The 25,508-nt window shown below is 67.8% G+C and carries 26 protein-coding genes, 1 tRNA gene and 1 riboswitch; of the genes, 20 read left to right on the plus strand and 7 right to left on the minus strand.

Annotated features, from left to right (window positions below; genetic code table 11):
• Positions 1-10: 10 nt before the first annotated feature.
• From HWY45_RS15595 to metF, 4 genes are all read left to right on the plus strand, one after another.
• A complete protein-coding gene (locus HWY45_RS15595; protein ID WP_059563952.1) occupies positions 11-742 on the plus strand; it encodes an RNA polymerase sigma factor FliA in 732 nt (243 codons plus the stop codon).
• 76 nt (positions 743-818) lie between these two features.
• Positions 819-937, plus strand: a riboswitch (S-adenosyl-L-homocysteine riboswitch).
• Between the two features lie 34 nt (positions 938-971).
• A complete protein-coding gene (ahcY, locus tag HWY45_RS15600) occupies positions 972-2,390 on the plus strand; it encodes an adenosylhomocysteinase (protein ID WP_059563953.1) in 1,419 nt (472 codons plus the stop codon).
• Between the two features lie 127 nt (positions 2,391-2,517).
• Positions 2,518-2,871, plus strand: coding sequence for a phage holin family protein (locus tag HWY45_RS15605; RefSeq protein WP_010093000.1), 354 nt, complete (start codon positions 2,518-2,520; stop codon positions 2,869-2,871).
• A gap of 27 nt (positions 2,872-2,898) precedes the next feature.
• Positions 2,899-3,729: a methylenetetrahydrofolate reductase [NAD(P)H] gene (metF, locus tag HWY45_RS15610; protein WP_059563954.1), complete on the plus strand. Its 831-nt coding sequence runs from the start codon at positions 2,899-2,901 to the stop codon at positions 3,727-3,729.
• Positions 3,730-3,800: 71 nt separating this feature from the next.
• Here metF and HWY45_RS15615 read toward each other — a convergent pair whose 3' ends face one another.
• Both HWY45_RS15615 and HWY45_RS15620 read right to left on the minus strand, forming a co-directional pair.
• A complete protein-coding gene (locus tag HWY45_RS15615; protein ID WP_414016425.1) occupies positions 3,801-5,282 on the minus strand; it encodes an amidase in 1,482 nt (493 codons plus the stop codon).
• A 68-nt stretch (positions 5,283-5,350) separates the two neighbouring features.
• The gene (locus HWY45_RS15620; RefSeq protein WP_059804343.1) at positions 5,351-6,043 is read right to left on the minus strand and encodes a dienelactone hydrolase family protein; all 693 of its coding nucleotides are present in this window, start codon (positions 6,041-6,043) and stop codon (positions 5,351-5,353) included.
• A gap of 234 nt (positions 6,044-6,277) precedes the next feature.
• Here HWY45_RS15620 and HWY45_RS15625 point away from each other — a divergent pair, with 234 nt between their 5' ends.
• Entirely contained in the window at positions 6,278-7,357 is a 1,080-nt protein-coding gene (locus tag HWY45_RS15625; protein WP_059882143.1) for an NAD(P)H-dependent flavin oxidoreductase, read from the plus strand.
• A 416-nt stretch (positions 7,358-7,773) separates the two neighbouring features.
• On the plus strand, positions 7,774-8,916 hold the full coding sequence (locus HWY45_RS15630; RefSeq protein WP_059804345.1) for a branched-chain amino acid ABC transporter substrate-binding protein: 1,143 nt from the start codon (positions 7,774-7,776) through the stop codon (positions 8,914-8,916).
• 86 nt (positions 8,917-9,002) lie between these two features.
• Here HWY45_RS15630 and HWY45_RS15635 read toward each other — a convergent pair whose 3' ends face one another.
• Positions 9,003-10,205 carry an MFS transporter gene (locus HWY45_RS15635; protein ID WP_059804347.1) on the minus strand — a complete coding sequence of 401 codons (1,203 nt, stop codon included), beginning with the start codon at positions 10,203-10,205 and terminating at the stop codon, positions 9,003-9,005.
• Between the two features lie 529 nt (positions 10,206-10,734).
• On the opposite strand from HWY45_RS15635, the gene HWY45_RS15640 reads away from it, so the two are divergent.
• From HWY45_RS15640 to HWY45_RS15650, 3 genes are all read left to right on the plus strand, one after another.
• Positions 10,735-11,394, plus strand: a complete 660-nt coding sequence (locus HWY45_RS15640; RefSeq protein ID WP_059882386.1) for a HugZ family pyridoxamine 5'-phosphate oxidase — start codon at positions 10,735-10,737, stop codon at positions 11,392-11,394.
• A 354-nt stretch (positions 11,395-11,748) separates the two neighbouring features.
• A complete protein-coding gene (locus HWY45_RS15645; protein ID WP_059563960.1) occupies positions 11,749-12,042 on the plus strand; it encodes an H-NS histone family protein in 294 nt (97 codons plus the stop codon).
• A gap of 236 nt (positions 12,043-12,278) precedes the next feature.
• A complete protein-coding gene (locus HWY45_RS15650; RefSeq protein WP_059882141.1) occupies positions 12,279-13,445 on the plus strand; it encodes a cation diffusion facilitator family transporter in 1,167 nt (388 codons plus the stop codon).
• Between the two features lie 11 nt (positions 13,446-13,456).
• Here HWY45_RS15650 and HWY45_RS15655 read toward each other — a convergent pair whose 3' ends face one another.
• The 3 genes from HWY45_RS15655 to HWY45_RS15665 form a co-directional block, all read right to left on the minus strand.
• On the minus strand, positions 13,457-13,927 hold the full coding sequence (locus HWY45_RS15655) for an Lrp/AsnC family transcriptional regulator (RefSeq protein WP_011882933.1): 471 nt from the start codon (positions 13,925-13,927) through the stop codon (positions 13,457-13,459).
• A gap of 79 nt (positions 13,928-14,006) precedes the next feature.
• Complete coding sequence (locus HWY45_RS15660; RefSeq protein WP_059882139.1) at positions 14,007-14,660, minus strand: 3'-5' exonuclease family protein; 654 nt, start codon at positions 14,658-14,660, stop codon at positions 14,007-14,009.
• Positions 14,657-15,301, minus strand: coding sequence for an MBL fold metallo-hydrolase (locus HWY45_RS15665; protein WP_059563963.1), 645 nt, complete (start codon positions 15,299-15,301; stop codon positions 14,657-14,659). The genes HWY45_RS15660 and HWY45_RS15665 overlap by 4 nt, the downstream gene beginning before the upstream one ends.
• 639 nt (positions 15,302-15,940) lie before the next feature.
• Between HWY45_RS15665 and HWY45_RS15670 the strand changes: the two genes are divergently transcribed.
• Complete coding sequence (locus HWY45_RS15670) at positions 15,941-16,543, plus strand: septal ring lytic transglycosylase RlpA family protein (protein WP_059882384.1); 603 nt, start codon at positions 15,941-15,943, stop codon at positions 16,541-16,543.
• 85 nt (positions 16,544-16,628) lie between these two features.
• Here the strand turns inward: HWY45_RS15670 and rsmI are convergent, their stop codons facing one another.
• A complete protein-coding gene (rsmI, locus tag HWY45_RS15675; protein WP_059563964.1) occupies positions 16,629-17,507 on the minus strand; it encodes a 16S rRNA (cytidine(1402)-2'-O)-methyltransferase in 879 nt (292 codons plus the stop codon).
• A gap of 46 nt (positions 17,508-17,553) precedes the next feature.
• On the opposite strand from rsmI, the gene HWY45_RS15680 reads away from it, so the two are divergent.
• The 10 genes from HWY45_RS15680 to HWY45_RS15725 all read left to right on the plus strand — a co-directional run bounded on the left by HWY45_RS15680 (position 17,554) and on the right by HWY45_RS15725 (position 25,506).
• Positions 17,554-18,006, plus strand: coding sequence for a YraN family protein (locus HWY45_RS15680; RefSeq protein WP_414143312.1), 453 nt, complete (start codon positions 17,554-17,556; stop codon positions 18,004-18,006).
• Between the two features lie 127 nt (positions 18,007-18,133).
• Positions 18,134-18,718, plus strand: a complete 585-nt coding sequence (locus HWY45_RS15685; protein ID WP_059563966.1) for an SIS domain-containing protein — start codon at positions 18,134-18,136, stop codon at positions 18,716-18,718.
• Positions 18,719-18,735: 17 nt separating this feature from the next.
• On the plus strand, positions 18,736-19,527 hold the full coding sequence (locus HWY45_RS15690) for a BON domain-containing protein (protein ID WP_059563967.1): 792 nt from the start codon (positions 18,736-18,738) through the stop codon (positions 19,525-19,527).
• Positions 19,524-19,868, plus strand: coding sequence for a c-type cytochrome (locus HWY45_RS15695; protein ID WP_059882134.1), 345 nt, complete (start codon positions 19,524-19,526; stop codon positions 19,866-19,868). Before HWY45_RS15690 ends, HWY45_RS15695 begins: the two co-directional genes overlap by 4 nt.
• A 51-nt stretch (positions 19,869-19,919) precedes the next feature.
• Positions 19,920-19,995: transfer RNA gene (locus HWY45_RS15700), tRNA-Ala, on the plus strand.
• Positions 19,996-20,458: 463 nt separating this feature from the next.
• Complete coding sequence (locus HWY45_RS15705) at positions 20,459-20,974, plus strand: hypothetical protein (RefSeq protein ID WP_059882132.1); 516 nt, start codon at positions 20,459-20,461, stop codon at positions 20,972-20,974.
• A 306-nt stretch (positions 20,975-21,280) separates the two neighbouring features.
• On the plus strand, positions 21,281-22,426 hold the full coding sequence (locus tag HWY45_RS15710) for a cytochrome c oxidase subunit II (protein ID WP_059882130.1): 1,146 nt from the start codon (positions 21,281-21,283) through the stop codon (positions 22,424-22,426).
• Positions 22,427-22,439: 13 nt separating this feature from the next.
• Entirely contained in the window at positions 22,440-24,194 is a 1,755-nt protein-coding gene (ctaD, locus tag HWY45_RS15715) for a cytochrome c oxidase subunit I (RefSeq protein ID WP_059563971.1), read from the plus strand.
• A complete protein-coding gene (locus HWY45_RS15720) occupies positions 24,191-24,802 on the plus strand; it encodes a cytochrome c oxidase subunit 3 (protein ID WP_059882128.1) in 612 nt (203 codons plus the stop codon). The genes ctaD and HWY45_RS15720 overlap by 4 nt, the downstream gene beginning before the upstream one ends.
• Complete coding sequence (locus HWY45_RS15725) at positions 24,799-25,506, plus strand: heme-copper oxidase subunit III family protein (RefSeq protein ID WP_059882126.1); 708 nt, start codon at positions 24,799-24,801, stop codon at positions 25,504-25,506. Before HWY45_RS15720 ends, HWY45_RS15725 begins: the two co-directional genes overlap by 4 nt.
• The last annotated feature ends 2 nt before the right edge of the window (positions 25,507-25,508 follow it).

Below are 25,508 nucleotides of genomic sequence, written 5' to 3' on the forward strand. Positions count from 1 at the left end.
GAGAGCCACGATGTATAACGCTCAAGGAAGGATTTCCCAGGCCGACGTGCTGTCGCAGTACGCGCCGCTCGTGCGCCGCCTGGGCCTGCAGCTCGTCGCGAAGATGCCGGCGAGCGTCGATCTCGACGATCTGATCCAGGCCGGCATGATCGGCCTGATGGACGCGGCCGGCCGCTACAAGGAAGACCAGGGCGCGCAGTTCGAGACCTACGCGACGCAGCGCATCCGCGGCGCGATGCTCGACGAGCTGCGCAGCAACGACTGGCTGCCGCGCAGCCTGCGCAAGACGTCGCGCGAGGTCGAGCACGCGGTGCACAAGGTCGAGCAGCAGCTCGGCCGCGCCGCGAGCGAGGCGGAGATCGCGCAGCACCTGAACATGCCGCTCGACGAATACCAGGGGATGCTGCAGGACCTGCACGGCAGCCAGCTCATCTACTACGAGGATTTCGACCGCGCGGCCGACGACGAGCCGTTCCTCGACCGCTACCGCGTCGATCACGCCGATCCGCTGTCGTCGCTGCTCGACGAGCATCTGCGCGAGGCGCTGATCGAGGCGATCGAGCGGCTGCCGGAGCGCGAGAAGCTGTTGATGTCGCTGTACTACGAGCGGGGCCTGAACCTGCGCGAGATCGGCGCGGTGCTCGAGGTCAGCGAGTCGCGCGTGTGCCAGCTGCACAGCCAGGCGGTCGCACGCCTGCGCGCGCGCCTGCGCGAGCAGGCGTGGGTCGGCACGGAGAACTGACCCCTTCATCGGCGCGCGTCGCACACGCGCGTGCCGGTCACGCAATTTTCGTGGCGATTTGCTACAATCCCACCCGTTTTCCGAGGAGCGTTGCGACGGACCATCAGCGTCCGCCAGGCTCGGAAAGCTTCACCAAGCGGCAGGGCCCGTGCGCATTGCGCCGGCAAGCCGCTTCCTGAACGGCGCTCACGTCACCATTTTCTAAACTTTTTTTAGAAAGGAGGGCGTGATGAACGCCGTCATCGATTCCAAAGCTTCCAACGATTACCTCGTCGCCGACATGGCGCTTGCCGGCTGGGGCCGCAAGGAACTGAACATTGCCGAGACCGAAATGCCGGGCCTCGTGCAGATCCGCGACGAATACAAGGCGCAGCAGCCGCTGAAGGGCGCGCGCATTGCCGGCTCGCTGCACATGACGATCCAGACGGGCGTGCTGATCGAGACGCTGAAGGCGCTCGGCGCCGACGTGCGCTGGGCCTCGTGCAACATCTTCTCGACGCAGGACCACGCGGCTGCCGCGATCGTCGAAGCCGGCACGCCGGTGTTCGCGTTCAAGGGCGAGTCGCTCGACGAATACTGGGAGTTCTCGCACCGCATCTTCGAATGGCCGAACGGCGAGTTCGCGAACATGATCCTCGACGACGGCGGCGACGCGACGCTGCTGCTGATCCTCGGCTCGAAGGCGGAGAAAGACCGCTCGGTGATCGCCAAGCCGACCAACGAGGAAGAGGTCGCGCTGTACAAGTCGATCGCGAAGCACCTCGACATCGACGCGAACTGGTACTCGAAGCGCCTTGCGCACATCAAGGGCGTGACCGAGGAAACCACGACCGGCGTGCACCGCCTGTACCAGATGGAAAAGGACGGCCGCCTGCCGTTCCCGGCGTTCAACGTGAACGATTCGGTCACCAAGTCGAAGTTCGACAACCTGTACGGCTGCCGCGAGTCGCTCGTCGACGGCATCAAGCGCGCGACCGACGTGATGATCGCGGGCAAGGTCGCGGTCGTCGCGGGCTACGGTGACGTGGGCAAGGGCTGCGCGCAATCGCTGCGCGGCCTTGGCGCGACCGTGTGGGTCACGGAAATCGATCCGATCTGCGCGCTGCAGGCGGCGATGGAAGGCTACCGCGTCGTGACGATGGAATACGCGGCCGACAAGGCCGACATCTTCGTGACGGCGACCGGCAACTTCCACGTGATCGGCCACGATCACATGAAGGCGATGCGCCACAACGCGATCGTCTGCAACATCGGCCACTTCGACTCGGAAATCGACGTTGCGTCGACCCGCCAGTACCAGTGGGAAAACATCAAGCCGCAGGTCGACCACATCATCTTCCCGGACGGCAAGCGCGTGATCCTGCTGGCCGAAGGCCGCCTCGTGAACCTCGGCTGCGCGACCGGCCACCCGTCGTTCGTGATGTCGAACTCGTTCGCGAACCAGACGCTCGCGCAGATCGAGCTGTTCACCCGCGGCGGCGAGTACGAGAACAAGGTGTACGTGCTGCCGAAGCACCTCGACGAGAAGGTCGCGCGCCTGCACCTCGCGCGCATCGGCGCGAACCTGTCGGTGCTGTCGGACGACCAGGCGGCGTACATCGGCGTGTCGAAGGAAGGCCCGTTCAAGCCGAACCACTACCGCTACTGATGCGGCAAGCCGCCGCCCGCCCCGGCGGCGGGGCGCGCCGCGAAGCGTTTTCGTTTTCGCGCGCGCCCCGCAACCGGCGCGGCGGCGGCGCCGTTCCGCCCGAGCGTCCACCGAACCGGAGCATTACATGAGCGTCATCCTGTCCTGGATCATCAATGCCCTCGCGCTGCTGATCATCACCTACCTGGTGCCGTCGATCCACATCAAGAGCTTCGGCACCGCGCTGATCGTCGCGGTCGTGCTGGGGTTGATCAACACGGTGATCCGTCCGGTGCTGATCCTGCTGACGCTGCCCGTCACGGTCGTCACGCTCGGGCTGTTCATCCTCGTCGTGAACGCGCTGTGCTTCTGGTTCGCGTCGTCGCTGCTCAAGGGCTTCGAGGTATCCGGGTTCTGGTCCGCATTCTTCGGTTCGATCCTGTACAGCATCGTGTCCTGGCTGCTGTCCGCCCTGATCTTCGGCCAGCGCAACATCGGCTGAGCGGGCCCGTCCAGCGCCTCCTGAATCATGAAACCGATCGAACTCTCGTTTGAATTCTTCCCGCCGAAGACGGCGGAAGGCGTCGAGAAGCTGCGCGCGACCCGTGCGCAGCTGCTGCCGCTGAAGCCGAAATTCGTCTCCGTGACGTTCGGCGCCGGCGGCTCGACGCAGCAGGGCACGCTCGATACCGTGCTCGACATGCAGAAGGACGGCCTCGAGGCCGCGCCGCACCTGTCGTGCATCGGCTCGTCGAAGGACAGCCTGCGCGCGATCCTCGACCAGTACCGCTCGCACGGCATCCGCCACATCGTCGCGCTGCGCGGCGACCTGCCGTCCGGCATGGGCGAGGTGGGCGAGCTGCGCTACGCGTCGGAGCTGGTCAGCTTCATCCGCGCGGAGCATGGCGACTGGTTCCGCATCGAGGTCGCCGGGTATCCGGAATACCATCCGCAGTCGCGCTCGCCGAAGGCCGATCTCGAGAACTTCGCGCGCAAGGTGAAGGCCGGCGCGAATTCCGCGATCACGCAGTACTTCTTCAACGCGGACGCGTATTTCCGCTTCGTCGACGACGCGCGCAAGCTCGGCGTCGAGGTGCCGATCGTGCCGGGCATCATGCCGATCACGAACTTCTCGCAGCTGATGCGTTTCTCCGAGATGTGCGGCGCCGAAGTGCCGCGCTGGATCGCGCGCCGGCTCGAGAGCTTCGGCGACGACCGCGACGCGATCCGCGCGTTCGGCGCGGACGTCGTCACGGGCCTGTGCCAGCGCCTGATCGACGCGGGTGTGCCGGGGCTGCACTTCTATACGCTGAACGCCGCGGCCGCGACCAAGACGATCTGCGAACGGCTCGGCGCGTAAGCGTCGCGGTCTGCGCATGTGAAAAGCCCCGCCGGCATTGCCGGCGGGGCTTTTTCTTTGGCCCGCCGGTTCTACCCCCGCGCCTGCATCAGCGGCGGCCGGCGCTCGAACCACGGCCGCGCCTGCTCGAGCTGCCGCGCGAGCTTCAGCAGCAGCGCGTCGTCGCCGTGGCGCGCGACGAACTGCACGCCGATCGGCAGGCCGCGCGCATTCCAGCAGAGCGGCACCGACATCGCCGGCTGGCCGGTCAGGTTGAACAGCTCGGTGCAGCCGGCCCACGCGAACGCCTTCTGCGACGCCTGCGCGAGCAACGCCTTCAGCAGCGGCTTGATCGGCAGCGCCGCGAGCAGCTTCATCTGCGCCTGCTCGAACGGCGTCGGCTGCAGCTCGCCGATCCGCACCGGCGGGCCCGCGAGCGACGCGCACAGGATCACGTCGTAGCGCGCGACGTGCCGCGCGACCTGCACGGTGAGCTGGCGCTGCCACTCGAGCACGTCGGGCAGCCGCGTGCGCGCGAGCCGCCGGCCGACGACGGCCATCGCCCAGGTCGCCGCCTCGAATTCGCTGCGCCGCGGCGTGCGCCCGGTCAGCGCACGCGCGCCGAGCACCATCTCCTCGGCGATCGTCGACCACAGCGTCAGGAAGGTTTCGGCGGCGCGCGCGTAGTCGACGTTCAGCGCGGCCGGTTCGACGTGATGGCCGAGCGACGCGACGAGCGCGGCGGCGTCGTCGAGCGCCGCGCGCGTGTCGGCGGCGAGCGCCGGCGCGAGCATCGGGTCGACGACGACGCCGATCCGCAGCGCGTCGGGCGGCGTGTCGAGCGCGCCGAGGAAGGTACCGGGCGCACCGGGCGGCAGCGCCTGGCCGGTCGTGACGTCGAGCAGCAGCGCGCTGTCGCGCACGCTGCGCGCCACCGCGTGCTGCACCACCAGGTCGCCGTTCATCGGGATGTCGACGAGCGCCGGATGGCGGCTGGGCTTCAGGCCGAACAGCCCGCAGCACGACGCGGGGATGCGGATCGAGCCGCCGCCGTCGGACGCATGCGCGAGCGGCACGATACCGGCCGCGACGGCCGCCGCCGCGCCGCCGCTCGAGCCGCCCGGCGTGTGGTCGAGGCTCCACGGGTTGCGGCACGCGCCGAACAGCGCCGGCTCGGTGTAAGGCATCTGGCCGATCTCGGACGTGTTGGTCTTGCCGAAGAAGTTGAAGCCGGCCGCGCGGCTGCGCGCGATCAGCGGCGAATCGGCGTCGGGCGCGAAATACCGGTAGTGCCGGCTGCCCATCGACAGCGGCAGGCCCGCCACGGCCGCGCCGAGATCCTTGATGAGGTAGGGCACGCCGGCAAACGGCGCGCCGGGCGCGGGCGGCGCGGCGGCGCGCTCGCGCGCGGCGTCGTAGTCCTGCAGCACGATCGCGTTGATCGCCGGATTGACCGCTTCGGCCTGCGCGATCGCCGCGTCGAGCAGCTCGCGCGGGCTCACCTTGCGTTGACGGACGAGATCGGCGAGGCCGATCGCGTCATGGGCGAGATAGTCCGAAAGCACCGCTGTCACCCCCGTTGCGACGTGTCGCGATGAAGAGAGGCGGCCGGCCCCGCGCGGAGCCGCCGCCGAGGCGCGCGTTACAGATGCTCGGCGAGGAACGTCAGCGTGCGGCCGTGCGCGAGCGCCGCCGCGCGCTGGTTGTACGACGCGCGATCCGTGCAGTTGAAGCCGTGCTCGGCGCCCGCGTACAGGTGGAACGCCGCATTGTCGCGGCCCGCGAAGGCCGCCTTCACCTGGTCGACCGCCGCGAGCGGGATGCCGTGGTCGTTCTCCGCATAATGGAACAGGATCGGTTGCGTGATGCGGCCGGCGACGTCGAGCGCGTTCTGGATCCCGCCGCCGTAGTACGCGACCGCCGCGTCGATCTTGCCGGTCGCGGCCGTGAGGTATGCGAGGCGGCCGCCGAAGCAGTAGCCGATCGCGGCGAGCTTGCCGTCGACTTCGGGCCGCGCGCGCAGCAGGTCGGCCGCCGCCGCGATGTCCGCGACCGCCGCGTTCACGTCGGTCTTCTGCAGCAGCTCGATGCCCTTGTCGCGATCCGCGCCGTCGTAGGCCAGCTCGACGCGCGGCTGCGTGCGCCAGAACACGTCCGGCGCGAGCGCGACGTAGCCGTCGGCCGCGTACTGGTCGGCCACCGCGCGGATGTGCGCGTTCACGCCGAAAATCTCCTGCAGGATGAGGACGGCCGGGCCCGTGCCGCGCTTCGGCAGCGCGAGGTAGCCGCCGAAGCTGTCATTGCCGGTCGGGATGTCGATCCATTGTGCAGTCACGTTGAACTCCTGGCGAGCGAGGCCGCGCCGCGCGCGTCTCGCGGATGGAAAAAGGGGTCGGTCTAGTGTGCCATCAAACATCGCGGGCTGCAGTGCGCGGCCCTGGGTGCCGGGTTCTCGCGCGGCGATCGTTCCGTTCACGATTATTCATTTTTCGGTGGCGCGGCGCTTCGGTACAGTCGATCGCACCAGCCCTTTACAAAGCGCTTGCGCGCGTCACCGAAGGATCCCGCCATGTCCGCCCATTCCCTTTCCACGCCGTTCGCCGAACGCTTCGGCCTGCGCCTGCCGCTCGTGCAGGCGCCGATGGTTGGCGCGACCACGCCCGCGATGGTCGCGGCCGCGTCGAATGCCGGCGCGCTCGGCAGCCTCGGCGCGGGCGCGTTGCCGCCCGAGCGTCTCGCCGACGAAGTCGCGCAGATTCGCGCGGCCACCGATCGCCCGTTCGCGGTCAACCTGTTCGTGCTGACGGAGGCGGCGCCCGACGCGGCGACGCTCGCGCGCGCGCTCGCGGCGATCGACCCGCTCAACGCCGCGCTCGGCCTGCCGCCCGGCACGGCGCCCGCGCGCTTCGCGCCCGATTTCCGTGCCCAGCTCGACATGCTCGTATCGCTGCGCGTGCCGGTCGCGAGCTTCACGTTCGGCGTGCTCGACGCGGCCGATGTTGCTCGGCTGAAGGCGGCCGGCACCTACGTGATCGGCACCGCGACGCACGTCGCCGAAGGGCTGGCATGGCAGCAGGCCGGCGCCGACGCGGTGTCCGCGCAGGGCGCCGAGGCGGGCGGCCACCGCGGCACGTTCATCGGCGCGGCCGACGACGCGCTGATCGGCACGATGGCGCTCGTGCCGCAGCTCGTCGACGCGACCGGGCTGCCGGTGCTCGCGGCCGGCGGCATCATGGACGGCCGCGGCATCGCGGCGGCGCGCGCGCTCGGCGCGCAGGCGGCGCAGCTCGGCACCGCGTTCCTCACCTGCGCGGAAAGCGCGATCGCGCTCGACTGGAAGGCACGGCTGCGCGCGAGCGCCGACACGTCGACGCAGGTCACGCGCGCGATCACCGGGCGTCATGCGCGCGGGCTGCGCAACACGCTGATGGCGCGGCTCGGCGCGCGGCCCGAAGACGTCGCGCCGTATCCGGTGCAGAACGCGCTCACGCAGCCGCTGCGCCAGGCCGCCGCGCGCGCGAACGACGGCGACTACCTGGCGCTGTGGGCCGGGCAGGGCGCGCCGCTCACGCGCCGGCGCGGCGACGCGCTGACGACGTCGCAGCTGATCGACGCGCTCGATGCCGAATGGCGTGCGGCGGCGGGCTGATCACAGCCTGTTCGACATCGGCGATACGCGCGCGCCGGCGCGCGTATCGTGCAGCGATCCCGCGTACAAAATGGCGATCAAAAACAAGTCGGGATTGCATTGAATACAGCCTTTCGCGCGGGCGTGAGAAATTAGCGGAAACCCTTATCCGGCCGGGCTCTCGGCGATCTCTGAAAGGCGTTTGATACGCATCCGCATCGGTAGTGTTACCACTACCCCAAAAAAGTCCCACAAATTAATTTGATCACCTACACTTCGGCGCAAGTACGGTCGGGCGGCTGCTAAAAGCGGCGGCTTGACGTGCTGAGGCCAAGTGCATGAACGATGCAACCGGCGAATCGTCCAGTGAATGCAAACACAGGGATGGCAGCGGGGCACCGGGCGATGGCGTTTTTGGGACGAAACTGGAGACTTACATGAAAATCAAGATGCAAAAGCTGTTGCCGATCACTGCAGCGGCGATGCTGTGCGCTGCTGCCGCAAGCAACGCGTCCGCCCAACAAGTCGTCAAGATCGGCCACGTTGCGCCGTTGACGGGTGGTATTGCACACCTTGGCAAGGACAACGAAAACGGCGCGCGTCTCGCGGTGGAAGAGGCCAACGCCAAGGGCCTGACGATCGGCGGCCAGAAGATCACGCTTCAGCTCGACCCGCAGGACGATGCAGCCGACCCGCGCCAGGCCACGCAGGTCGCGCAGAAGCTCGTCGACGACAAGGTCGTCGCGGTGGTCGGCCACCTGAACTCGGGCACGTCGATCCCGGCCTCGAAGATCTACAGCGATGCGGGCATCGTGCAGATCTCGCCGTCGGCGACCAACCCGGCTTACACGCAGCAAGGCTTCAAGACGACGTACCGCGTCGTCGCGACCGACGCGCAGCAGGGCCCGGCGCTTGCGAACTATGCGCATTCGAAGGGCATCAAGAGCGTCGCCGTGGTCGACGATTCGACCGCCTACGGCCAGGGTCTCGCGAACGAATTCGAGAAGAAGGCGAAGGCGCTCGGCCTGAAGGTGATGTCGCACGATGCGACGAACGACAAGGCGGTCGACTTCCGCGCGATCCTGACCAAGATCAAGGGCGAGAACCCGGACGCGATCATGTACGGCGGCATGGATGCGACCGGCGGCCCGTTCGCGAAGCAGGCGAAGCAGCTCGGCCTGCGCGCGAAGATCTTCGCGGGCGACGGCGTGTGCACGGAAAAGCTGGCCGACCTGGCCGGCGATGCGACCGACAACGTCGTGTGCTCGGAAGCCGGTGCGTCGCTCGAGAAGATGCCGGGCGGCGGCGCGTTCAAGGCCAAGTTCGAGAAGCGTTTCGGCCAGCCGATCCAGATCTACGCGCCGTTCACGTATGACGCGGTGAACATCATCGTCGACGCGATGAAGCGCTCGAACTCGACGGATCCGGCGAAGATCCTGGCGGCGATGCCGGCGACGAACTACACGGGCGTGATCGGCACGACGACCTTCGATTCGAAGGGCGACCTGCAGCACGGCGTGATCTCGCTTTACAACTACAAGAGCGGCAAGAAGACGCTGCTCGACGAAGTGAAGATGTAATCAAGCGGTCGACGGAGGGGTGAAGCGCGCATGCGGCAACGCATGCGCGCTTCGTTTTTTTGTGACGCGGGCGCGGTGACTTGCCGTCAGAGCTTCAGATGCGCGAGCACCTTCGGCGCGATGGCCGCGACGAGCGCCGCGCACAGCGCGACGACCGCGAGCCCGATCGTCAGGTTCGCGGCCTGCGCGACCGCGCCGATCACGACCGGTCCGAACAGCAGTCCGAAATACGCGAGGCCGGCCACGTGCGCGAGGCCTTCGGCCGCATGGATGCCCTTCACGCGCGCGGCGGCGGCGAACAGCACCGGCATCATGTTCGCGAGGCCGAGCCCCATCAACGTGAAGCCGGTCAGCACGGCGGCCGGATGCGGCAGCAGCAGCGCGCCGATCATGCCCGCGCACGCGAGCGACGCGCTCGCGAACACGAGCTGCGGCGCGCCGAAGCGGGCGCGCACCGCGTCGCCGGCGAAGCGCGCGGCCGCCATGCCGCCGGAGAACGCCGCATACGCGGCGCTCGCGAGCGCGGGGCTGGCCGCGACGACGTCGCGCATGTACACCGTCGCCCAGTCGTACATCGCGCCTTCGGCGATCAGCGCGATCAGCGCGATGCCGCCGAGCATCCACAGCGCGGGCGAGCGCCAGCGGTTGCCGCCGCCGTGCGCATGCTCGTGATGCGGGACGTGCGGCAGCACCGCCGGGCACGACGCGACGAGCACCGCGGCGCTCACCGCCGCGGCGAGCGCGAGATGCGCGGCGGGCGCCATGCCGGCCGACAGCAGCGCGCCGCCGGCCGCCGCGCCGGCCATCCCGCCGACGCTGAACATGCCGTGCAGCGCCGACATGATCGGCCGTCCGAGCGCGATCTCGACCGCGCTCGCCTCCGCGTTCATCGCGACGTCGAGCGTCGCCATCGAGAAGCCGAACAGCGCGAGCACCGCGAGCAGCATCCAGTAGTCGGGCACGACGAGGATCAGCGCGCCGCAGGCCGACATCACGAGCCCGCCCGCGAGGCACGCGGTGCGCGAGCCGACGCGCGCGATCCAGCGCGCGACCGTCAGCATCGCGGCGATCGAGCCGCCCGCGACCGCGAACAGCGCGATCGACAGCAGCCCGGGGCTCAGCGCGAACTTGTCGCGCACGGTCGGCACGTGCACGCCCCAGGACGCGTACATCATGCCGGCGACGAAGAACAGCGCCATCGTGGCGGTGCGGGCTCGCTGGCGGACCGGCAGCGACAGGGCGAGGTGGGCGGCGGGCGCCGCCGCGAGGTCGGGGGAGGAATCGGACACGGAAAGCTCGTCAGGAGAAAGATGCGCGGACGTACGCGACGTCGCCGGGAATCGTCCGATTCTATCGAACCCCTTACGATTCCGCAGAGTGGCGGGCGGCGGGCGGCGGGTGGCGGGCGAAGGGCGAAGGGCGAAGGGCGAAGGGCGAAGGGCGAAGGGCGAAGGGCGAAGGGCGAAGGGCGAAGGGCGAAGGGCGAAGGGCGAAGGGCGAAGGGCGAAGGGCGAAGGGCGAAGGGCGACGGGCGACGGGCGACGGGCGACGGGCGACGGGCGACGGGCGACGGGCGACGGGCGACGGGCGACGGGCGGAGAGCGGAGAGCGGAGAGCGGAGAGCGGAGAGCGGAGAGCGGCCCGGGCGGGGGAGCGCGGCAGGCGCGCGAGGCCCGTGATGCCCGTGACGCCCAATGACACGCGGCACCCCGCATCCGGCACCTGCCGATCGGACGATGCGCGGTAACGGCTGCGACGGGTAACATCGATCCGCACGCGGCCTGCACGATGCGCCGCGATTCGACCGCAGGAGATTTCGTGAACATCGACCCCGCCCTTCCGTTGCACCTGCTGCACCGCTGCGCGCTCGGCACGCTCGCGACGCACGCGCGCGATCCGCAAGGCTTCCCGTATCCGACGGTCGTGCCGTTCGCGCCGGATGCGCGCCACCGGCCGGTGATCCTCGTGAGCGGCCTCGCCGAGCACACGCGCAATCTCGCCGCCGACCCGCGCGCGGGCTTCCTGATCGTCGACGCGCCCGACGGCGACGTGCTGAACGCCGAGCGCGCGACGCTGCTCGGCCGCTTCGCACCGGTCGACGCCGATCCGCATCTCGCCGCGCGCTACCTGCGCTACGAGCCGGACGCGGCGCGCTATCTCGCGCTCGGCGACTTCACGTTCCGGGCGCTCGACGTCGAGCGGCTGCGCTATATCGGCGGGTTCGGCCGGATGGGCTGGGTGGAGGGCACGGCGCTCGACGCGCATGCGCCGCTCGGGTTCGACGACGAGCAGGCGCTGTGGGCCGCGTACGACACCGCCGGCGTGCGGCGCGCCGGGCTCGACCTGCTGGGCGTCGACCGCTGCGGCGCGGACTGGCGCGTTGACGGCCGGCGGCTGCGCACCGCATTCGATGCGCCGCAGACGGACCTCGGCGCACTGCGCGCGCGGCTGCTCGAATGCGCGCAAGGTGTGACCTGACGTCGCGGTTCTCCAATGTTTAATTCCGTTGACTATACAAGTGGATTTTGTCGAACCTGTCGTCAGATGAAAGCTTTGATTTTATCGATGCAGGGTAATTGCGTATGCTGAAAGTCTTAATGCGTTGCGGCTTATGTCCTAATCTCCGTGTAAGGACGTGAAAAATTGAGAAATCGGCGCGGCGGGTCAAAATGACCTGGCTGAATGGCAATTCGAATCGGTATTTTCATTGAGTCTCGCTTCAATCAAATCTTTTTTGTGCTAATCTCTGGCTTCAAAATCCGAGGCACAGATATTTCAAGAATGGTGAGCCGGCTGCAGATCGGCGCCATTGGTCAGATAAAAAGGGAAACTATGTCTTCTTACAAGGACCTGCTGGCCCAGCGGGAGAAGCTGGAGAAGCAAATCGAAGAGGCGAAGTCGCGCGAATACGCGGAAGTCCTCAATGACGTGAAGCAGAAAATCTCCGACTACGGCTTTACGCTGGCCGAGCTCGGTCTGAGCCGTGCGAAGGCAGGCAAGGTCGGCCGTCCGCGCGCCGGCGTCGCGGCCAAGTATCGCGATCCGGAATCGGGCGCGACGTGGTCGGGCCGCGGCAAGCCGCCGCGCTGGATCGCCGGCAAGAACCGCGAACAATTTGCAATCTGAACGTTTGTTCGCCGTTCCCGCGCTGAAAGGCCGCGTGTCCGTCACGGAGCGCGGCCTTTTGCTTTGCGCGCGTCCCGTGCCGGCGGAATGTCACGGAAATGTCATGAACGCGCGTGAATGAAAATGCGACCCGTTCGCATAACCAGTTGATTTAAATAAGAAATTTGGGGTTATCGGAATGGGGTGCTGGGCGCTCTTGGTAGAATCCGATATCGCACACCGATATCTCATATTTCATGTCCACCTTTTCCGGCGAAGCGCAAAGCGGAGAAAAGCACGCCGTCGCGCGCAAGAGCACGCTCGTCAGTATCGTGCTGAATGTCGTGCTTGCGACATTTCAGATCGCGGTCGGCACGATTGCGCATTCACAGGCGTTGATTGCCGACGGTGTCCATTCGATTTCGGATTTGATCTCGGATTTTGTCGTGCTGGTTGCGAATCGGCATAGCGGCGCATTGCCGGACGCCGATCACAATTACGGGCACAGCCGCTACGAGACGGTCGCATCGCTGTTTCTCGGCGGGATTCTGATCGCGGTGGGGATCGGCATGCTATGGCGCGCCGGCGATCGCCTCGTGCATCTCGAGGATATTCCGCCCGTCCATGTGAGCGCGCTGGTCGTCGCGGTCGTCGTGCTGGTGTCGAAGGAGGCACTGTTTCGCTACATGCTGCGCGAGGCGCAGCGCGTGCGCTCGGCGATGCTCGTCGCCAATGCATGGCATGCGCGCTCGGACGCCGCGTCGTCGCTCGTCGTCGCGATCGGCATCATCGGCAGCCTGGCCGGCTTCCGGCTGCTCGACCCGATCGCGGCCGCGATCGTCGGCTTCATGGTTGCGCGCATGGGCTGGACCTTCGGCTATGACGCGCTGCAGGACCTGTCCGATCGCGCGCTCGACGAAACCGACACCGCGGAGATTCGCGCGCTGCTAGCGGCCACGCCCGGCGTGCGTGACGTGCACGACCTGCGCACGCGCAAGATGGGCGATTCGGCGCTCGTCGATGCGCACATCCTCGTCGATCCGATGATCTCGGTATCGGAAGGGCATTACATCGCGGAGACCGCACGCGCACGCGCGCTGTCGGACCGGCGCGTGCTCGACGCGCTGATCCACGTCGACCCGGAGAACGACGCCGCGCGCCGGCCCGCGCTTGCACTGCCGCCGCGCAGCGAGATCGCGGCGCGTCTCGAGGCCGAGCTCGCGCAGCGCGGCCTGCGCGCGCGCGCGGTGAATCTCCACTACCTGAGCACGGGGCTCGAGATCGACGTGACGCTGGATGACAGCCCGCACGCGAGCGGCGACACCGATGCCACGCTCGCCGAGCAGCTCGACATCGAAGCGCTGAAGCGGCAGTTCGGTGCGCGCCGCATCGGCTTCACGCGGGCGGTGCGGGGCAAGTCGTAACGCAGGCAGGCCTAGAGCGGCAGCTGCGTATCGAACTTGATCTCGCGCAGCACGACGCTCGTGCGCACCTGCGACACGGCCGGGATCTTGAAGATGCGTTCGTGCAGGAACACGTCGTAGGCCTTGATGTCGGGCGCGACGATCTTGAGGATGTAGTCGGCTTCGCCGGTCGTGCTGTAGCACTCGGTGACTTCGGGGCAGGTCGAGATCTCGCGCTCGAATTGCTCGACGCCGCCCTCGTTGTGGCGCGTCAGGTGCACGTGCGCGAGCGCGCAGACATGCAGGCCGAGCTTCTCCCGATCGAGCAGCGCCGTGTAGCGCTGGATCACGCCCGACTGCTCCATGTCCTTGATGCGGCGCCAGCACGGCGTGCTGGACAGGCCGACCTGGTCGGAGATTTCCTGGACGGAACGGCGCGCGTCGAGCTGCAACAGGCGAAGGATTTTTTGCGAAAAGGAATCGAGCGTCACCTGCGCCTCCATGCGGCAACTACAACACTCTGAATGTTAGAGGTGCGCGAAAGGAAAGGCAATCCGACACGGTGTCGCTGAGCGAGATTCGCTAATTTGCACGCGGGTCCGTAGGGTTTTGTGCTGTTGCGCCGTTGTCCGTGCCGTCAGCGGCGGCGCGCGCCGCGAGCGCGGCCTGCTGCACGCGCAGGTCGGCGAGCATGTTGCAGAACAGCGCGCCTTGCTCGATCGCGTCGTCGAGCGCGACGTGCGTGTGCGGATGGTCATCGAACCAGTGCTTCGGGAAGCGCGGCTTGATCGCCTTGCGGTACGGCAGGCCCGTCATCGCGAACGCGAGCGTCTTGATGTCGAGCGCCGACCACGAGAACGGGCAGCGGCCCGCGAAGCGCATCATGTACCAGAACATGAACGTGAAATCGAAGCCGGCCGGCATCGCGACGAACACCGGCTTGCCGGGCAGCGCCTCGACCCAGTCGACGTACGCGACGAGCGCCGCTTCCGGCGCCTGCAGGTCGGTGCGGCACGCGGCCCACGCTTCGGGCTGGGTCTTCCACCAGGCGTCCTGCACCGGATGCGGCTGCGCGCCGGGCAGCGTCTCGAGGTTCGCGGAGAACGTCGCGATCAGCTGCTTGTCCTCGGTGTACGCGGCGGACGCGAAGCTCAGCATCGAGTGCGGGCCGGGAATCGGGCCGTCCGCCTCGACGTCGGTGCTGACGTAGATTTCCTGAATGGCCGTCTGGTTCATCCGAACACCTTGTCGGACACGAACGGGTTCGTGCGGCGCTCGTCGCCGAACGTCGACACCGGGCCGTGGCCCGGCACGAACGTGACGTCGTCGCCGAGCGGCCAGAGTTTCTCCTTGATCGAGCGCACGAGATCGGCATGGTTGCCGCGCGGGAAGTCGGTGCGGCCGATCGAGCCGGCGAACAGCACGTCGCCGACGATCGCGAGCCGGTGCGCGCGGCTGAAGAACACGACATGGCCCGGCGTGTGGCCCGGGCAGTGATAGACCTCGAGCGCTTCGTCGCCGAACTGCACGGTATCGCCGTCGTTCAGCCAGCGATCCGGCTCGAATGCGTCGGCCGCCGGAAAGCCGAAGCGTTCGCTCTGCGTCGGCAGCTTCTCGATCCAGAAGCGCTCGTCTTCCTGCGGCCCTTCGATCGGCACGCCGTAGTGCGTCGCGAGCGCCTTCGCGCCCGCGCAGTGGTCGATGTGCCCGTGGGTGAGCAGCACCTTCTCGACCTGCACGTTCTGCCGCGCGACTTCCTGCTGGATCCGTTCGAGGTCGCCGCCCGGATCGACGACGGCGGCGCGGCCGGTGGCCTCGCAGACGAGCAGCGAACAGTTCTGCTGGAACGGCGTGACCGGGATGAGCGTGACTTTCATGGAAGCACCGGCGGGCTAAAAGGTTCGATTGTACCGGGCGCGCAGGCCCCCTGTTCGGCGCGGTGCGCGCGGCGTCGCGACACGCGCGCGGCCGCGCCGATTGTTACGGGCATAGCGAGAATCAATGGCGCGCCGGGGCCCGTTTTCGGGCAGTGATTTTGATTTCTGTATAATGCCGCCCATCGCGCATGATTTTCATGCGCTCCGCTGATGTTCGAGCCCCACTGACAGGGGGCCATGAGCATCGTCAAAGCATCTGCCGCCGGGGAGTCCGGCGGCGAATCCAGCACCGAGCATTCTCCGGTGCTCACGTCTTGTCCGGCCGGGCGCTGCGCGCCCGCCGCGGCCCTGCTGCCGCGCCGCCGGATGAGGCCTGTGCCGCCGTTCCTGTGCGCTGGCTGTACGCAGCGCGCGCGAACGTGGGAAGCCATGTTCGATGGCGGCATGTGGGGTCTGGTCAGGCTGCCGGGGACAGGTTGCGCCAGACGTGAAAGCTAATCAGGACGGTTGCGGCGAGTACGAAAGCCGCGTCCATGCAAGCCTGCCTGCTCGCATTCGAGCCGGGCGCGCATGCATTTGCCGTCCGGGCCGCGTATCAACGAAGTGAAGGAGCGGCCCGAACCAGAAGGCGACACGTCGATGAATTTTCGATTTCCGAGCCGTTTCGGGACTGTGGCTGTATTTCTCGCGCTGACGGGTTGTGCCGTGCAACCCAGCCAGACGACGAGCGGCACGAACCAGAAGAATGGGGTCAGGACGACCGCCGCGAACGCGGACAACGACAAGCAACTGAATTTCGACTCGGCGCTGGCCTCCATGCCGGCCGCCGACAGCAAGGACGCGAAGAGCACGTCGCTCGCGGATGCGGCGCCGATCGACGGCGCCAACGTGTCCGATTTCCGCCAGACCGGCCGCGCGTCGTGGTACGGCCGCGGCTTCCACGGCCGCCGCACCGCGAACGGCGAGCGCTTCAACATGAACGCGTTCACCGCCGCGCACCGCACGCTGCCGCTCGCGTCGTACATCCGCGTGACGAACCCGACGAACGGCAAGTGGGTCGTCGTGAAGGTCAACGATCGCGGCCCGTACAAGCGTGGCCGGGTGCTCGACCTGTCGTATGCGGCCGCGAAGGTGATCGGCCTCGTGCATGCCGGCACCGGCCGCGTGAAGATCGAGGGGCTGTCGCCGCAGGAAGCGCGCGAGGCGCGCGACGAAATGCTCGCGTCGAACTCGACCCGGTAACGCGGCGGATTCCGCTTCCGTCAGCGAACCCAACGACAAAGGGCTGCCATCGGCAGCCCTTTGTCGTTGCAGCGGCGCCGGCCGTTCAACCGTCCTTCAACGCGAGCGCGCGCGCATACAGCGCGTTGCGCGGCGCGCCCGTCAGCGCGGCCGCGAGCTTTGCCGCACTCTTCACCGGTACCTCTTCCAGCAGCAGCCTGAGCAGCGCGTCGTGCGCGGTGTCGTCGGCCGCGCCCGCGTCGGCCGGCGCGCCCTCGACGACCAGCACGAACTCGCCGCGCTGCCGGTTCGCATCGCCCTCCAGCCACGTCAGCCCTTCGGCCAGGGTGCCCTGGAACAGCTGTTCGTGTAGCTTCGTCAGTTCGCGCGCGATCAGCAGCCGGCGCGCGGCGCCGAGCGTGTCCGCGAGCGCGGCGACCGTCTCGACGATCCGGTGCGGCGCCTCGTAGAACACCAGCGCATAGGGGTGCGACGCGAGCGCCTGCAGCGCGCTCGCGCGCTGTTTCGCCTTCGGCGGCAGGAAGCCGGCGAACGTGAACGTGCCCGCCCAGTCTCCGGCGACGCTGAGTGCGGTCACGGCCGCGCTCGCGCCCGGCAGCGGCACCACCGCGAAGCCGGCCGCGCGCACCGCGTCGACGAGCCGCGCGCCGGGGTCCGAGATGCCGGGCGTGCCGGCGTCCGATACATAGGCGACGCGTTCGCCGGCGCGCAGGTGTTCGATCACGCGCAGCGCCGCTTCGCGCTCGTTGTGCTCGTGCGCGGCGATGAGCGGCTTCGAGATGCCGTAGCGGGCGAGCAGCTGGCCGGTGTTGCGGGTGTCTTCGGCGGCGATGCGGTCGGCGAGGCCGAGCACGTGCAGCGCGCGCAACGTGATGTCGGCGGTGTTGCCGATCGGCGTCGCGACGACGTAGAGCGCGGCGCTCGGGTAGTGCTGCGTATGCGCAAGTTCGAGGAGGGCAGTCATGGCGGGCAATGCGCGCGGGCGTGGCGCAGGCGGAACAAGGTCGGCATTGTGCCACGGGGCGCCGGCCGGATCGGACGGCGATCGCCGCGGGCCGTCGCGCGCGAGCGGGCAGGCGGCCGTGCGCACCGACAACTTTTCCGGCACGGCGCGATCCAAGTCGGTCGGCGCGGCGTTCGAGACGCGCGCGCGGCAGTTCCTCGAGCGCCGCCGGCTCGCATTCGTCGCGGCGAACGTGACGATGCGCGGCGGCGAGCTCGATCTCGTGATGCGCGAGCCGGACGGCACGCTGGTGTTCGTCGAGGTGCGCGCGCGGCGCAGCGCCCGGCACGGCGGCGCGGCGGCGAGCATCGGCTGGCGCAAGCGCATGCGGCTCGTCAAGGCGGCGCAGGGCTTCTGGGTGCGGCACGGGGCCGGCGCGCCGTGCCGCTTCGACGTGGTCGCGTTCGAGGCCGGGCAACTCGTATGGCTGCGCGACGCGTTTCGTGCCGACGAGGTCTAGCCGAGAGCTGTGACGAGATGTAAAGAGTTCTCGCCGTGCGCCCGGATGAGGCCCCGGAGTACGGTAAACTCGCCGCACTCATGATGTCGCGCGCGGCCCGCCGCGCGCAGCACCGGATCAGGAATCGATGTCAGTCGAACGTATTCAGCAACATTTCCGCGACAGCGCCGCGCTACAGCACGAAGCCGGCGACGCGCTGTCGCTGCCGATCGCGGCCGCGGTCGATGCGATGTTCGCCGCGCTGGCGAACGGCAACAAGATCGTCGCGTGCGGCGACGGCCCGTCGGCCGCCGCCGCCCACTACCTCGCCGTGTCGCTCGTCGGCGGCTTCGAGCGCGAGCGGCCGGGCCTGCCCGCGCTCGCGCTCGCCACCGATGCGTCGCAGGGCGGCATGACCGGCGCGATGGTGCCGGACCAGCTGTTCGCGCAGCAGGTGCGCGTGCTCGGGCAGACCGGCGACATCCTGCTGGTGCTCGACCCGAGCGGCGCGTCGCCGCGCGTGCTGGCCGCCGTCGAGGCCGCGCACGAGCGCGAAATGACGGTGGTCGCGCTGACGGGCGGCGGCGGCCACGCGCTGGCGGCCGCGCTGTCCGACACCGACATCCCGATCAGCGTGCCCGCCGAGCGCGCGGCGCGCATTCAAGAAGTCCATCTGCTGACCATCCACTGCCTGTGCGACGGCATCGACGCGATGCTGCTGGGTGAGGATTGAACGAAGGAGAGCCGTCGATGAAGAAAAGCCGCGTCAAACAGACGCTCGTCAGAACCACGCTGCTCGCCGCGCTGACGGCGGGGCTCGCGGTGTCGCTGCAGGGCTGCGTGCTCGGCGTGGTCGGCGCAGCGGCCGGCGGCAGCGCGCTGATCGCCACCGATCGGCGCACGCTCGGCGCGCAGACGGAGGATCGCGAGATCCAGCTCAAGGCGACGTCGCAGATCAACAGCGGCCTGCCGGACCAGGCGCACGTGAACGTGACCGTCTTCAACCGCCGCGTGCTGCTGACGGGTGAAGTGCCGAACGACGCGTCGAAGCAGCGCGCCGAGGAAATCGTGCGCGCGATCAACAACGTGAACGGCATCGTCAACGAGCTCGCGATCGGCCCGGCCAGCTCGCTGTCGGATCGCGCGAACGACTCGTATCTCGAAGGGCGCGTGAAGACCGCGCTGATCGGCGAGAAGGGCATCTCCGCGAACCATTACAAGGTTGTCGGCGAGCGCGGCAACCTGTACCTGATGGGCCTCGTGACGGTCGACGAAGGCAACCGCGGCGCGGAAGTCGCGAGCCAGGTGCCGGGCGTCGAGAAGGTCGTGAAGGTGTTCCAGTACATCAAGCCGGCGGACGCGCAGGCGCTGCAGCCCGCGCCCGCGAGCGGCGCCGCCGCGGCGTCGGCCGCGCCGGCGGACGGCACGACGGTCGGCGCGGTGCCCGACACGGCGGTGACGTCCACGCCGCTGCAGCCGCCCGCGCCGATCTCGAATTCGACCAACGTGCACCCGGGCAATCCGAAGGCGGTGCCGCAATGAAGGTGATGCGGTGGATGCAACGCGCGGCGGCGGCGGTGCTGCTGGCCGGCACGTTCGGCGCGGTCGCGCACGCGGACGTCGGCGACGGGCTCAAGGTCGCGCGCAGCAATGCGTGCATGGGCTGCCACGCGGTCGACCGCAAGCTGGTCGGCCCGTCGTTCAAGGACATCGCCGCGCGCTACAAGGCAGACCCGCAGGCCGTCGCGAAGCTGTCGAAAAAGGTGAAGGAGGGCGGCTCCGGCGTGTGGGGCGCGATCCCGATGCCCGCGCATCCGCGGATGAGCGATGCGGACGCCCGATCGGTGGTGGAATGGGTGTTGGCGGGCGCGCCGTCGAAGTAATTCGACACTATTGCCAAGCGTTCGAAAGCGTGTGTATGATGGTTGACTGTTGGGGCGGTAGCTCAGCTGGGAGAGCGTCGCGTTCGCAATGCGAAGGTCGGGAGTTCGATCCTCCTCCGCTCCACCAACGAATTCGAAAAGGCTTGGCCGAATAAGACAGAAGCGATGTTTTGCACCGGGTGCAAAGTTATGCTTCTACTTACAAAGCACAGCCTGATGCTTCGCAAACAAAGCCGGCCTCGAGTCGGCTTTGTCGTATCTGCGCGACTTGCACTGATTCCCACAGCCCCCACAAGCCCCCACAGTCCTCGGACTGACGCGCCGTCTCGTTGTCAAACCGAGACGCGTTGCGCCGGGTCGTTACCGAGCGAAACGCCCCCACAGCCCTCCCAGCCATCACACGCGGCCTTTCGTGGCCGATGCCGACCTTCGAGCAAAAACGCCATTGCGCCATGCAAAGCGCAGGGTTTTTGTTCCTTGCGTTGGCACTCATATCTGCCATGCTGAATCGGACAAGGGAACGCACTTTCGACGCGAGTGGTGCTTTCGGTCCCCGAGTGCCGAACTTGAATCGCCAGCAAGGAGGTCGTATGGAACTGCACATTCAATCGCACCATTGGGAGCGGCGCATGCCCGACTGGCTTGCCGCCGCCGTGGCGGGTCTTGCGGGTGGCGCCTTGGTGATCGTGCTGGAATTCTTCTGGTCGACCATGGTGCTGTATGAAAGCCCGTGGCAGCCGACCCACAAGATCGCGGCGATGGTGTTGGGCCAGAGTGCGCTCGAACAGATGTCGCAATTCAGCTTCGGCATCGTGGGGACGGCGCTGATCCTGCACTACGTGCTCGGCGCCATCATGGGGATGATTCTCGCAGCCATCATCGCGCCGTTCCGCTTCGATTCGAGCGTGGGCATGGAGGTCGTCGTCGGGGTGGCCTTCGGGATCGTCGCGTATGTGTGGAACTTCTATGTCATGACGGCCGTATTCCCCTGGTTCGTCTCGGAACGGGGATCCGGCCCCTTGCTGGCAAACCTGCTGTTCGGCGTGGTCACCGCCATCGTCTACGGCGCGCTGGAACGGCGGCGCAAGCAGGACGCGAGGCCCTGACGCACCGTTTTTTCCCGACGCGCCGTAACCCCTTGCGCGATCGGGAAATGGCCGCCTCGGCAACCCATGCCGGAGGCGGTCGTCTTGCATTGCATCGCAGCAGGCGACGCCTTCATTCACGCGCCTCCGTTCATCGAGCGCTCCGCCCCTGCGCTGCCTTGCACGATGCAAAGGAGAGGACTACCTTTGCTCTAGAGCCGCTTACAACATGCAGCGAAGCGGTCCAGGCCAGACGTGCCGGCGCAGGCAGTACGGCAAGAGCGTGCTGCCGGCGGCTCCAGCGAGTGACGCGCAGCGAGGTAGGCTATGGCGCTTGCGATTGCCCTGATCCTGATCATCGTATTGGCGGTGGGGTTTCACTTTGCCAGTCCGTGGTGGATCACGCCGATTGCGTCGAACTGGGTGCGCATGGACGACATGCTGACGATCACGCTCGTGATCACCGGCGCGCTCTTCATCGCGATCAACCTGTTCATCGTGATCGCACTGCTGCGCTACCGCCACCGCGGCGGGCATCGCGCGGCCTACGAGCCGCACAACAGGCGGCTGGAATGGTGGCTGATCGGCCTGACCTCGGTCGGCGTGGCGGCATTGCTGGCGCCGGGCCTGTTCGTCTACGCGGACTACGTGCGGCCGCCGCACAACGTGCTGCAGATGGAGGTGCTCGGCCAGCAGTGGCAATGGCGCTTCCGCTTTGCCGGCCCCGGCGGCAAGCTGGGCACGACGGACGTGCGCTACGTCAGCAACGACAACCCGTTCGGCCTGAACCCCGGCGACCCCAACGGCCGCGACAACTACCTGATCGAGACGCCCGAGGTGCACCTGCCGCTGAACCGGCCGATCCAGGTGCTCACCCGCTCGCGCGACGTGCTGCACGACTTCTACGTGCCGCCGTTCCGCGCGCGCATGAACATGGTGCCCGGCATGGTGACCACCTTCTGGTTCACGCCGACCAAGGCAGGGCGCTACGACATCCTGTGCGCGCAGCTCTGCGGCATCGGGCACTCCAACATGCGCGGTGTGGTCGTGGTGGAAGACGAAGCGGCGTTCTCGCGCTGGCTGGCGCAGCAGAACACGTTCGCGCAGCGCCAGCAGGCGAAGGTGCAGGCCGCAGCCGCCGCCACCGGCGGCAGCGCGCAGGCGCTGGCCGACCAGGGCAAGGCGCTCGCGGAGGCCAAGGGCTGCATCGCCTGCCATACCGTGGACGGCAGCCCGCGCGTGGGCCCCACCTGGAAGGGGCTGTACGGCAAGACCGAAACGATGGCCGACGGCAGCACCGCCAAGGTCGACGAAGCCTATCTGCGCGCGTTCATCCGCGACCCGGCGGCCCGCGTCGTGAAGGGCTTCGCACCGATCATGCCGCACTTCGACCTGAGCGAGCAGGAACTCGCCGCGCTGGTGGCCTACATCAAGGCGCAAGGCAGCCCGGCCGCCGGCAGCGCAGCCAACTAGCGGAGCACACGCAATGCCCTACGCGCACACCGACCACGTCCCGCAAAGCTTCTGGACCCGCTATGTCTGGAGCCAGGACCACAAGGTCATCGCCGTGCAATATGCGCTGACCGCCATCGTCATCGGCCTGGTCGGCATGGTGCTGTCGGACCTGATGCGGCTGCAGCTCGGCTTTCCGGGCAAGTTCAGTTTCATCGACGCCACCCACTACTATCAGTTCGTCACCATGCACGGGATGATCATGGTGATCTACCTGCTGACGGCGCTGTTCCTCGGCGGCTTCGGCAACTACCTGATCCCGCTGATGCTCGGCGCGCGCGACATGGTGTTCCCGTTCCTCAACATGCTGAGCTACTGGGTCTACCTGCTGGCCGTGCTGGTGCTCGTGGCGAGCTTCTTCGTGCCGGGCGGGCCGACCGGCGCGGGCTGGACGCTGTATCCGCCGCAGGCCATCCTGCCGGGCACGCCGGGCGTGGAGTGGGGCATCGTGCTGATGCTGGTGTCGCTGGCGATCTTCATCGTCGCGGCCACGATGGGCGGCCTGAACTACGTCACCACCACGCTGCAGGCGCGCACGCGCGGCATGACGCTGATGCGCATGCCGCTCACGGTGTGGGGCATCTTCGTCGCGACCATCCTGGCGCTGCTGGCGTTTCCGGCGCTGTTCGTGTCGGCGGCGATGATGCTGCTCGACAAGACGCTCGGCACCAGCTTCTTCGTGCCGGCCGTGGTGTCGATGGGACAGACGCTCAAGCACGCCGGCGGCAGCCCGCTGCTGTTCCAGCACCTGTTCTGGTTCTTCGGGCATCCGGAGGTCTACATCGTCGCGCTGCCGGCGTTCGGCATCGTGTCGGATCTCATCAGCACGCACGCGCGCAAGAACATCTTCGGCTACCGGATGATGGTGTGGGCCATCGTCATCATCGGCGCGCTGAGCTTCGTGGTGTGGGCGCACCACATGTTCATCGCGGGCATGAATCCGTACTTCGGCTTCTTCTTCGCCACCACCACGCTCATCATCGCCGTGCCGACCGCGCTCAAGGTCTACAACTGGGTGCTGACGCTGTGGCGCGGCGATATCCACCTTACCGTGCCGATGCTGTTCGCCATCGGCTTCGTCAGCACCTTCGTGCTGGGCGGGCTGACCGGGCTCTACCTCGGCAACGTGAGCGTGGACATTCCGCTGTCGAACACGTACTTCGTGGTCGCGCACTTCCATATGGTGATGGCCGTGTCGCCGATCCTCGTGGTGTTCGGCGGCATCTACCACTGGTATCCGAAGGTGACGGGCCGCATGCTGAACGACACGCTCGGGCGCGCGCACTTCTGGATCACCTTCGTCGGCACCTATGCGATCTACTTCCCGATGCACTATCTCGGCATCCTGGGCATGCCGCGGCGCTACTACGCGTATGACGGCTACAGCTTCATTCCGCCTTCGGCGCAGACGCTGAACGCGTTCATCACCGTCGTCGCGCTGATCGTCGCGGTGGCGCAGCTGCTGTTCCTGTACAACCTGGCGTGGAGCCTCGTGCGCGGCAAGCGCGCCGACGGCAACCCGTGGCGGGCCACCACGCTCGAATGGCAGACGCCGCAAACGCCGCCCGCGCACGGCAACTGGGGCGCCGCGCTGCCCGTCGTCTACCGCTGGGCATACGAATACAGCCCGCCGGGGCGCGACGAAGACTTCGTCCCGCAAAACCAGCCGCCCGAGACGGCGCCCGAACCGGCCCGCCCGACGCTTCAACCCGGCGAGGCGCACGAATGACCACCCTGCCACGCCCCTTCGTTCCCGACACGCCGCCGGTCTCGCCGAATGCGAGCCGCATCGGCCTGTTCGTCTTCATGGCGGTGGCGACGGCGCTGTTTTCGCTGCTGCTGCTCGCCTACGGCATGCGCATGCGCGAGCCCGACTGGGAGCCGATCCCGCATCCGGCGCTGCTGTGGTGGAACACCGGCGCGCTGGCGCTGGCCAGCCTCGCCATGCAGCGTGCGCGGCAGATGACGTTGCATCGCGCGGCGTGGCTGGTGGCCGGCGGCGTGCTGGCGGCCGTGTTCGTGATCGGGCAGCTGATCGCCTGGCGCATGCTCGCGGCGGCCGGGCAGACCGTCGCCGGCAACCCGTCCAACAGCTTTCTCTACCTGCTCACCGGCCTGCACGGGATGCATGTGCTGGGCGGGCTGGTGGCCTGGGCCTTGACGATCGCGCTTCTCCGGCGCGCGGACCCGTTCCGGGCCCAGCGCGCCATCTCGCTGTGCGCGATCTACTGGCATTTCCTGCTGGCTGTCTGGCTCGTGCTGCTGGCGGCGATGTGGTGGATCACCCCCGGGATCGTCGCCGCCATCTGCGGGCCGTTGTATGGAGCCGCGTCATGACCTCGCCCACGCTGCCCACCGAATCCGCCGCCCCCGCGCCCGACGCCTCCGGGCCCGACGGCTGGCACGGCATCGTCACGGACTGGTCGGCCGACCGCGCAGCCTTCAAGGTGCCGTGGGGCAAGGCGATGATGTGGATCTTCCTGCTGTCGGACACCTTCGTCTTCAGCAGCTTCCTGATCGGCTACATGACGGTGCGCATGTCGACCACGGTGCCGTGGCCAGACCCGTCCAAGGTGTTCGGGCTCACGGTGGGCGGCGTGGACGTGCCGTTGCTGCTGATCGCGATCATGACGTTCACGCTGATCACCAGCAGCGGCACCATGGCGATGGCCGTCAACTTCGGCTACCGGCGCGACGTCAGGCGCGCCGCCGCCCTGTTGCTGGCGACCGCGCTGCTGGGCGCGACCTTCGTGTCGATGCAGGCCTTCGAATGGACCAAGCTGATCGTCCATGAAGGCATCCGCCCGTGGGGCAACCCGCTCGGCGCCGCGCAGTTCGGCGCGTGCTTCTTCATGATCACCGGGTTCCACGGCTTTCACGTGACCTGCGGCGTGATCTACCTGCTGCTGATCGCTCGCAAGATCCTGCAGCCGGGGTTCACCGAGCACGGCAACTTCCAGATCGTCGAGATCGCCGGCCTGTACTGGCACTTCGTCGACCTGGTGTGGGTGTTCATCTTCGCGCTGTTCTACTTGTGGTGAGG

Origin of the sequence: Burkholderia stagnalis (genome assembly GCF_902830275.1) — a bacterium.
In the GTDB taxonomy this organism is placed as follows: domain Bacteria; phylum Pseudomonadota; class Gammaproteobacteria; order Burkholderiales; family Burkholderiaceae; genus Burkholderia; species Burkholderia stagnalis.

Bases quoted from the DNA above. Each gene is read 5' to 3' on its own strand.
- HWY45_RS15660 (WP_059882139.1), bottom strand. From the start codon at position 14,660: ATGAACCAGACGGCCATTCAGGAAATCTACGTCAGCACCGACGTCGAG.
- metF (WP_059563954.1), top strand. From the start codon at position 2,899: ATGAAACCGATCGAACTCTCGTTTGAATTCTTCCCGCCGAAGACGGCG.
- HWY45_RS15655 (WP_011882933.1), bottom strand. From the start codon at position 13,927: ATGGAGGCGCAGGTGACGCTCGATTCCTTTTCGCAAAAAATCCTTCGC.
- ctaD (WP_059563971.1), top strand. From the start codon at position 22,440: ATGCCCTACGCGCACACCGACCACGTCCCGCAAAGCTTCTGGACCCGC.
- HWY45_RS15725 (WP_059882126.1), top strand. From the start codon at position 24,799: ATGACCTCGCCCACGCTGCCCACCGAATCCGCCGCCCCCGCGCCCGAC.
- HWY45_RS15710 (WP_059882130.1), top strand. From the start codon at position 21,281: ATGGCGCTTGCGATTGCCCTGATCCTGATCATCGTATTGGCGGTGGGG.
- HWY45_RS15665 (WP_059563963.1), bottom strand. From the start codon at position 15,301: ATGAAAGTCACGCTCATCCCGGTCACGCCGTTCCAGCAGAACTGTTCG.
- HWY45_RS15605 (WP_010093000.1), top strand. From the start codon at position 2,518: ATGAGCGTCATCCTGTCCTGGATCATCAATGCCCTCGCGCTGCTGATC.
- HWY45_RS15630 (WP_059804345.1), top strand. From the start codon at position 7,774: ATGAAAATCAAGATGCAAAAGCTGTTGCCGATCACTGCAGCGGCGATG.
- HWY45_RS15720 (WP_059882128.1), top strand. From the start codon at position 24,191: ATGACCACCCTGCCACGCCCCTTCGTTCCCGACACGCCGCCGGTCTCG.
- HWY45_RS15690 (WP_059563967.1), top strand. From the start codon at position 18,736: ATGAAGAAAAGCCGCGTCAAACAGACGCTCGTCAGAACCACGCTGCTC.
- HWY45_RS15625 (WP_059882143.1), top strand. From the start codon at position 6,278: ATGTCCGCCCATTCCCTTTCCACGCCGTTCGCCGAACGCTTCGGCCTG.
- HWY45_RS15650 (WP_059882141.1), top strand. From the start codon at position 12,279: ATGTCCACCTTTTCCGGCGAAGCGCAAAGCGGAGAAAAGCACGCCGTC.
- HWY45_RS15645 (WP_059563960.1), top strand. From the start codon at position 11,749: ATGTCTTCTTACAAGGACCTGCTGGCCCAGCGGGAGAAGCTGGAGAAG.
- rsmI (WP_059563964.1), bottom strand. From the start codon at position 17,507: ATGACTGCCCTCCTCGAACTTGCGCATACGCAGCACTACCCGAGCGCC.
- ahcY (WP_059563953.1), top strand. From the start codon at position 972: ATGAACGCCGTCATCGATTCCAAAGCTTCCAACGATTACCTCGTCGCC.
- HWY45_RS15685 (WP_059563966.1), top strand. From the start codon at position 18,134: ATGTCAGTCGAACGTATTCAGCAACATTTCCGCGACAGCGCCGCGCTA.
- HWY45_RS15670 (WP_059882384.1), top strand. From the start codon at position 15,941: ATGAATTTTCGATTTCCGAGCCGTTTCGGGACTGTGGCTGTATTTCTC.
- HWY45_RS15705 (WP_059882132.1), top strand. From the start codon at position 20,459: ATGGAACTGCACATTCAATCGCACCATTGGGAGCGGCGCATGCCCGAC.
- HWY45_RS15595 (WP_059563952.1), top strand. From the start codon at position 11: ATGTATAACGCTCAAGGAAGGATTTCCCAGGCCGACGTGCTGTCGCAG.
- HWY45_RS15695 (WP_059882134.1), top strand. From the start codon at position 19,524: ATGAAGGTGATGCGGTGGATGCAACGCGCGGCGGCGGCGGTGCTGCTG.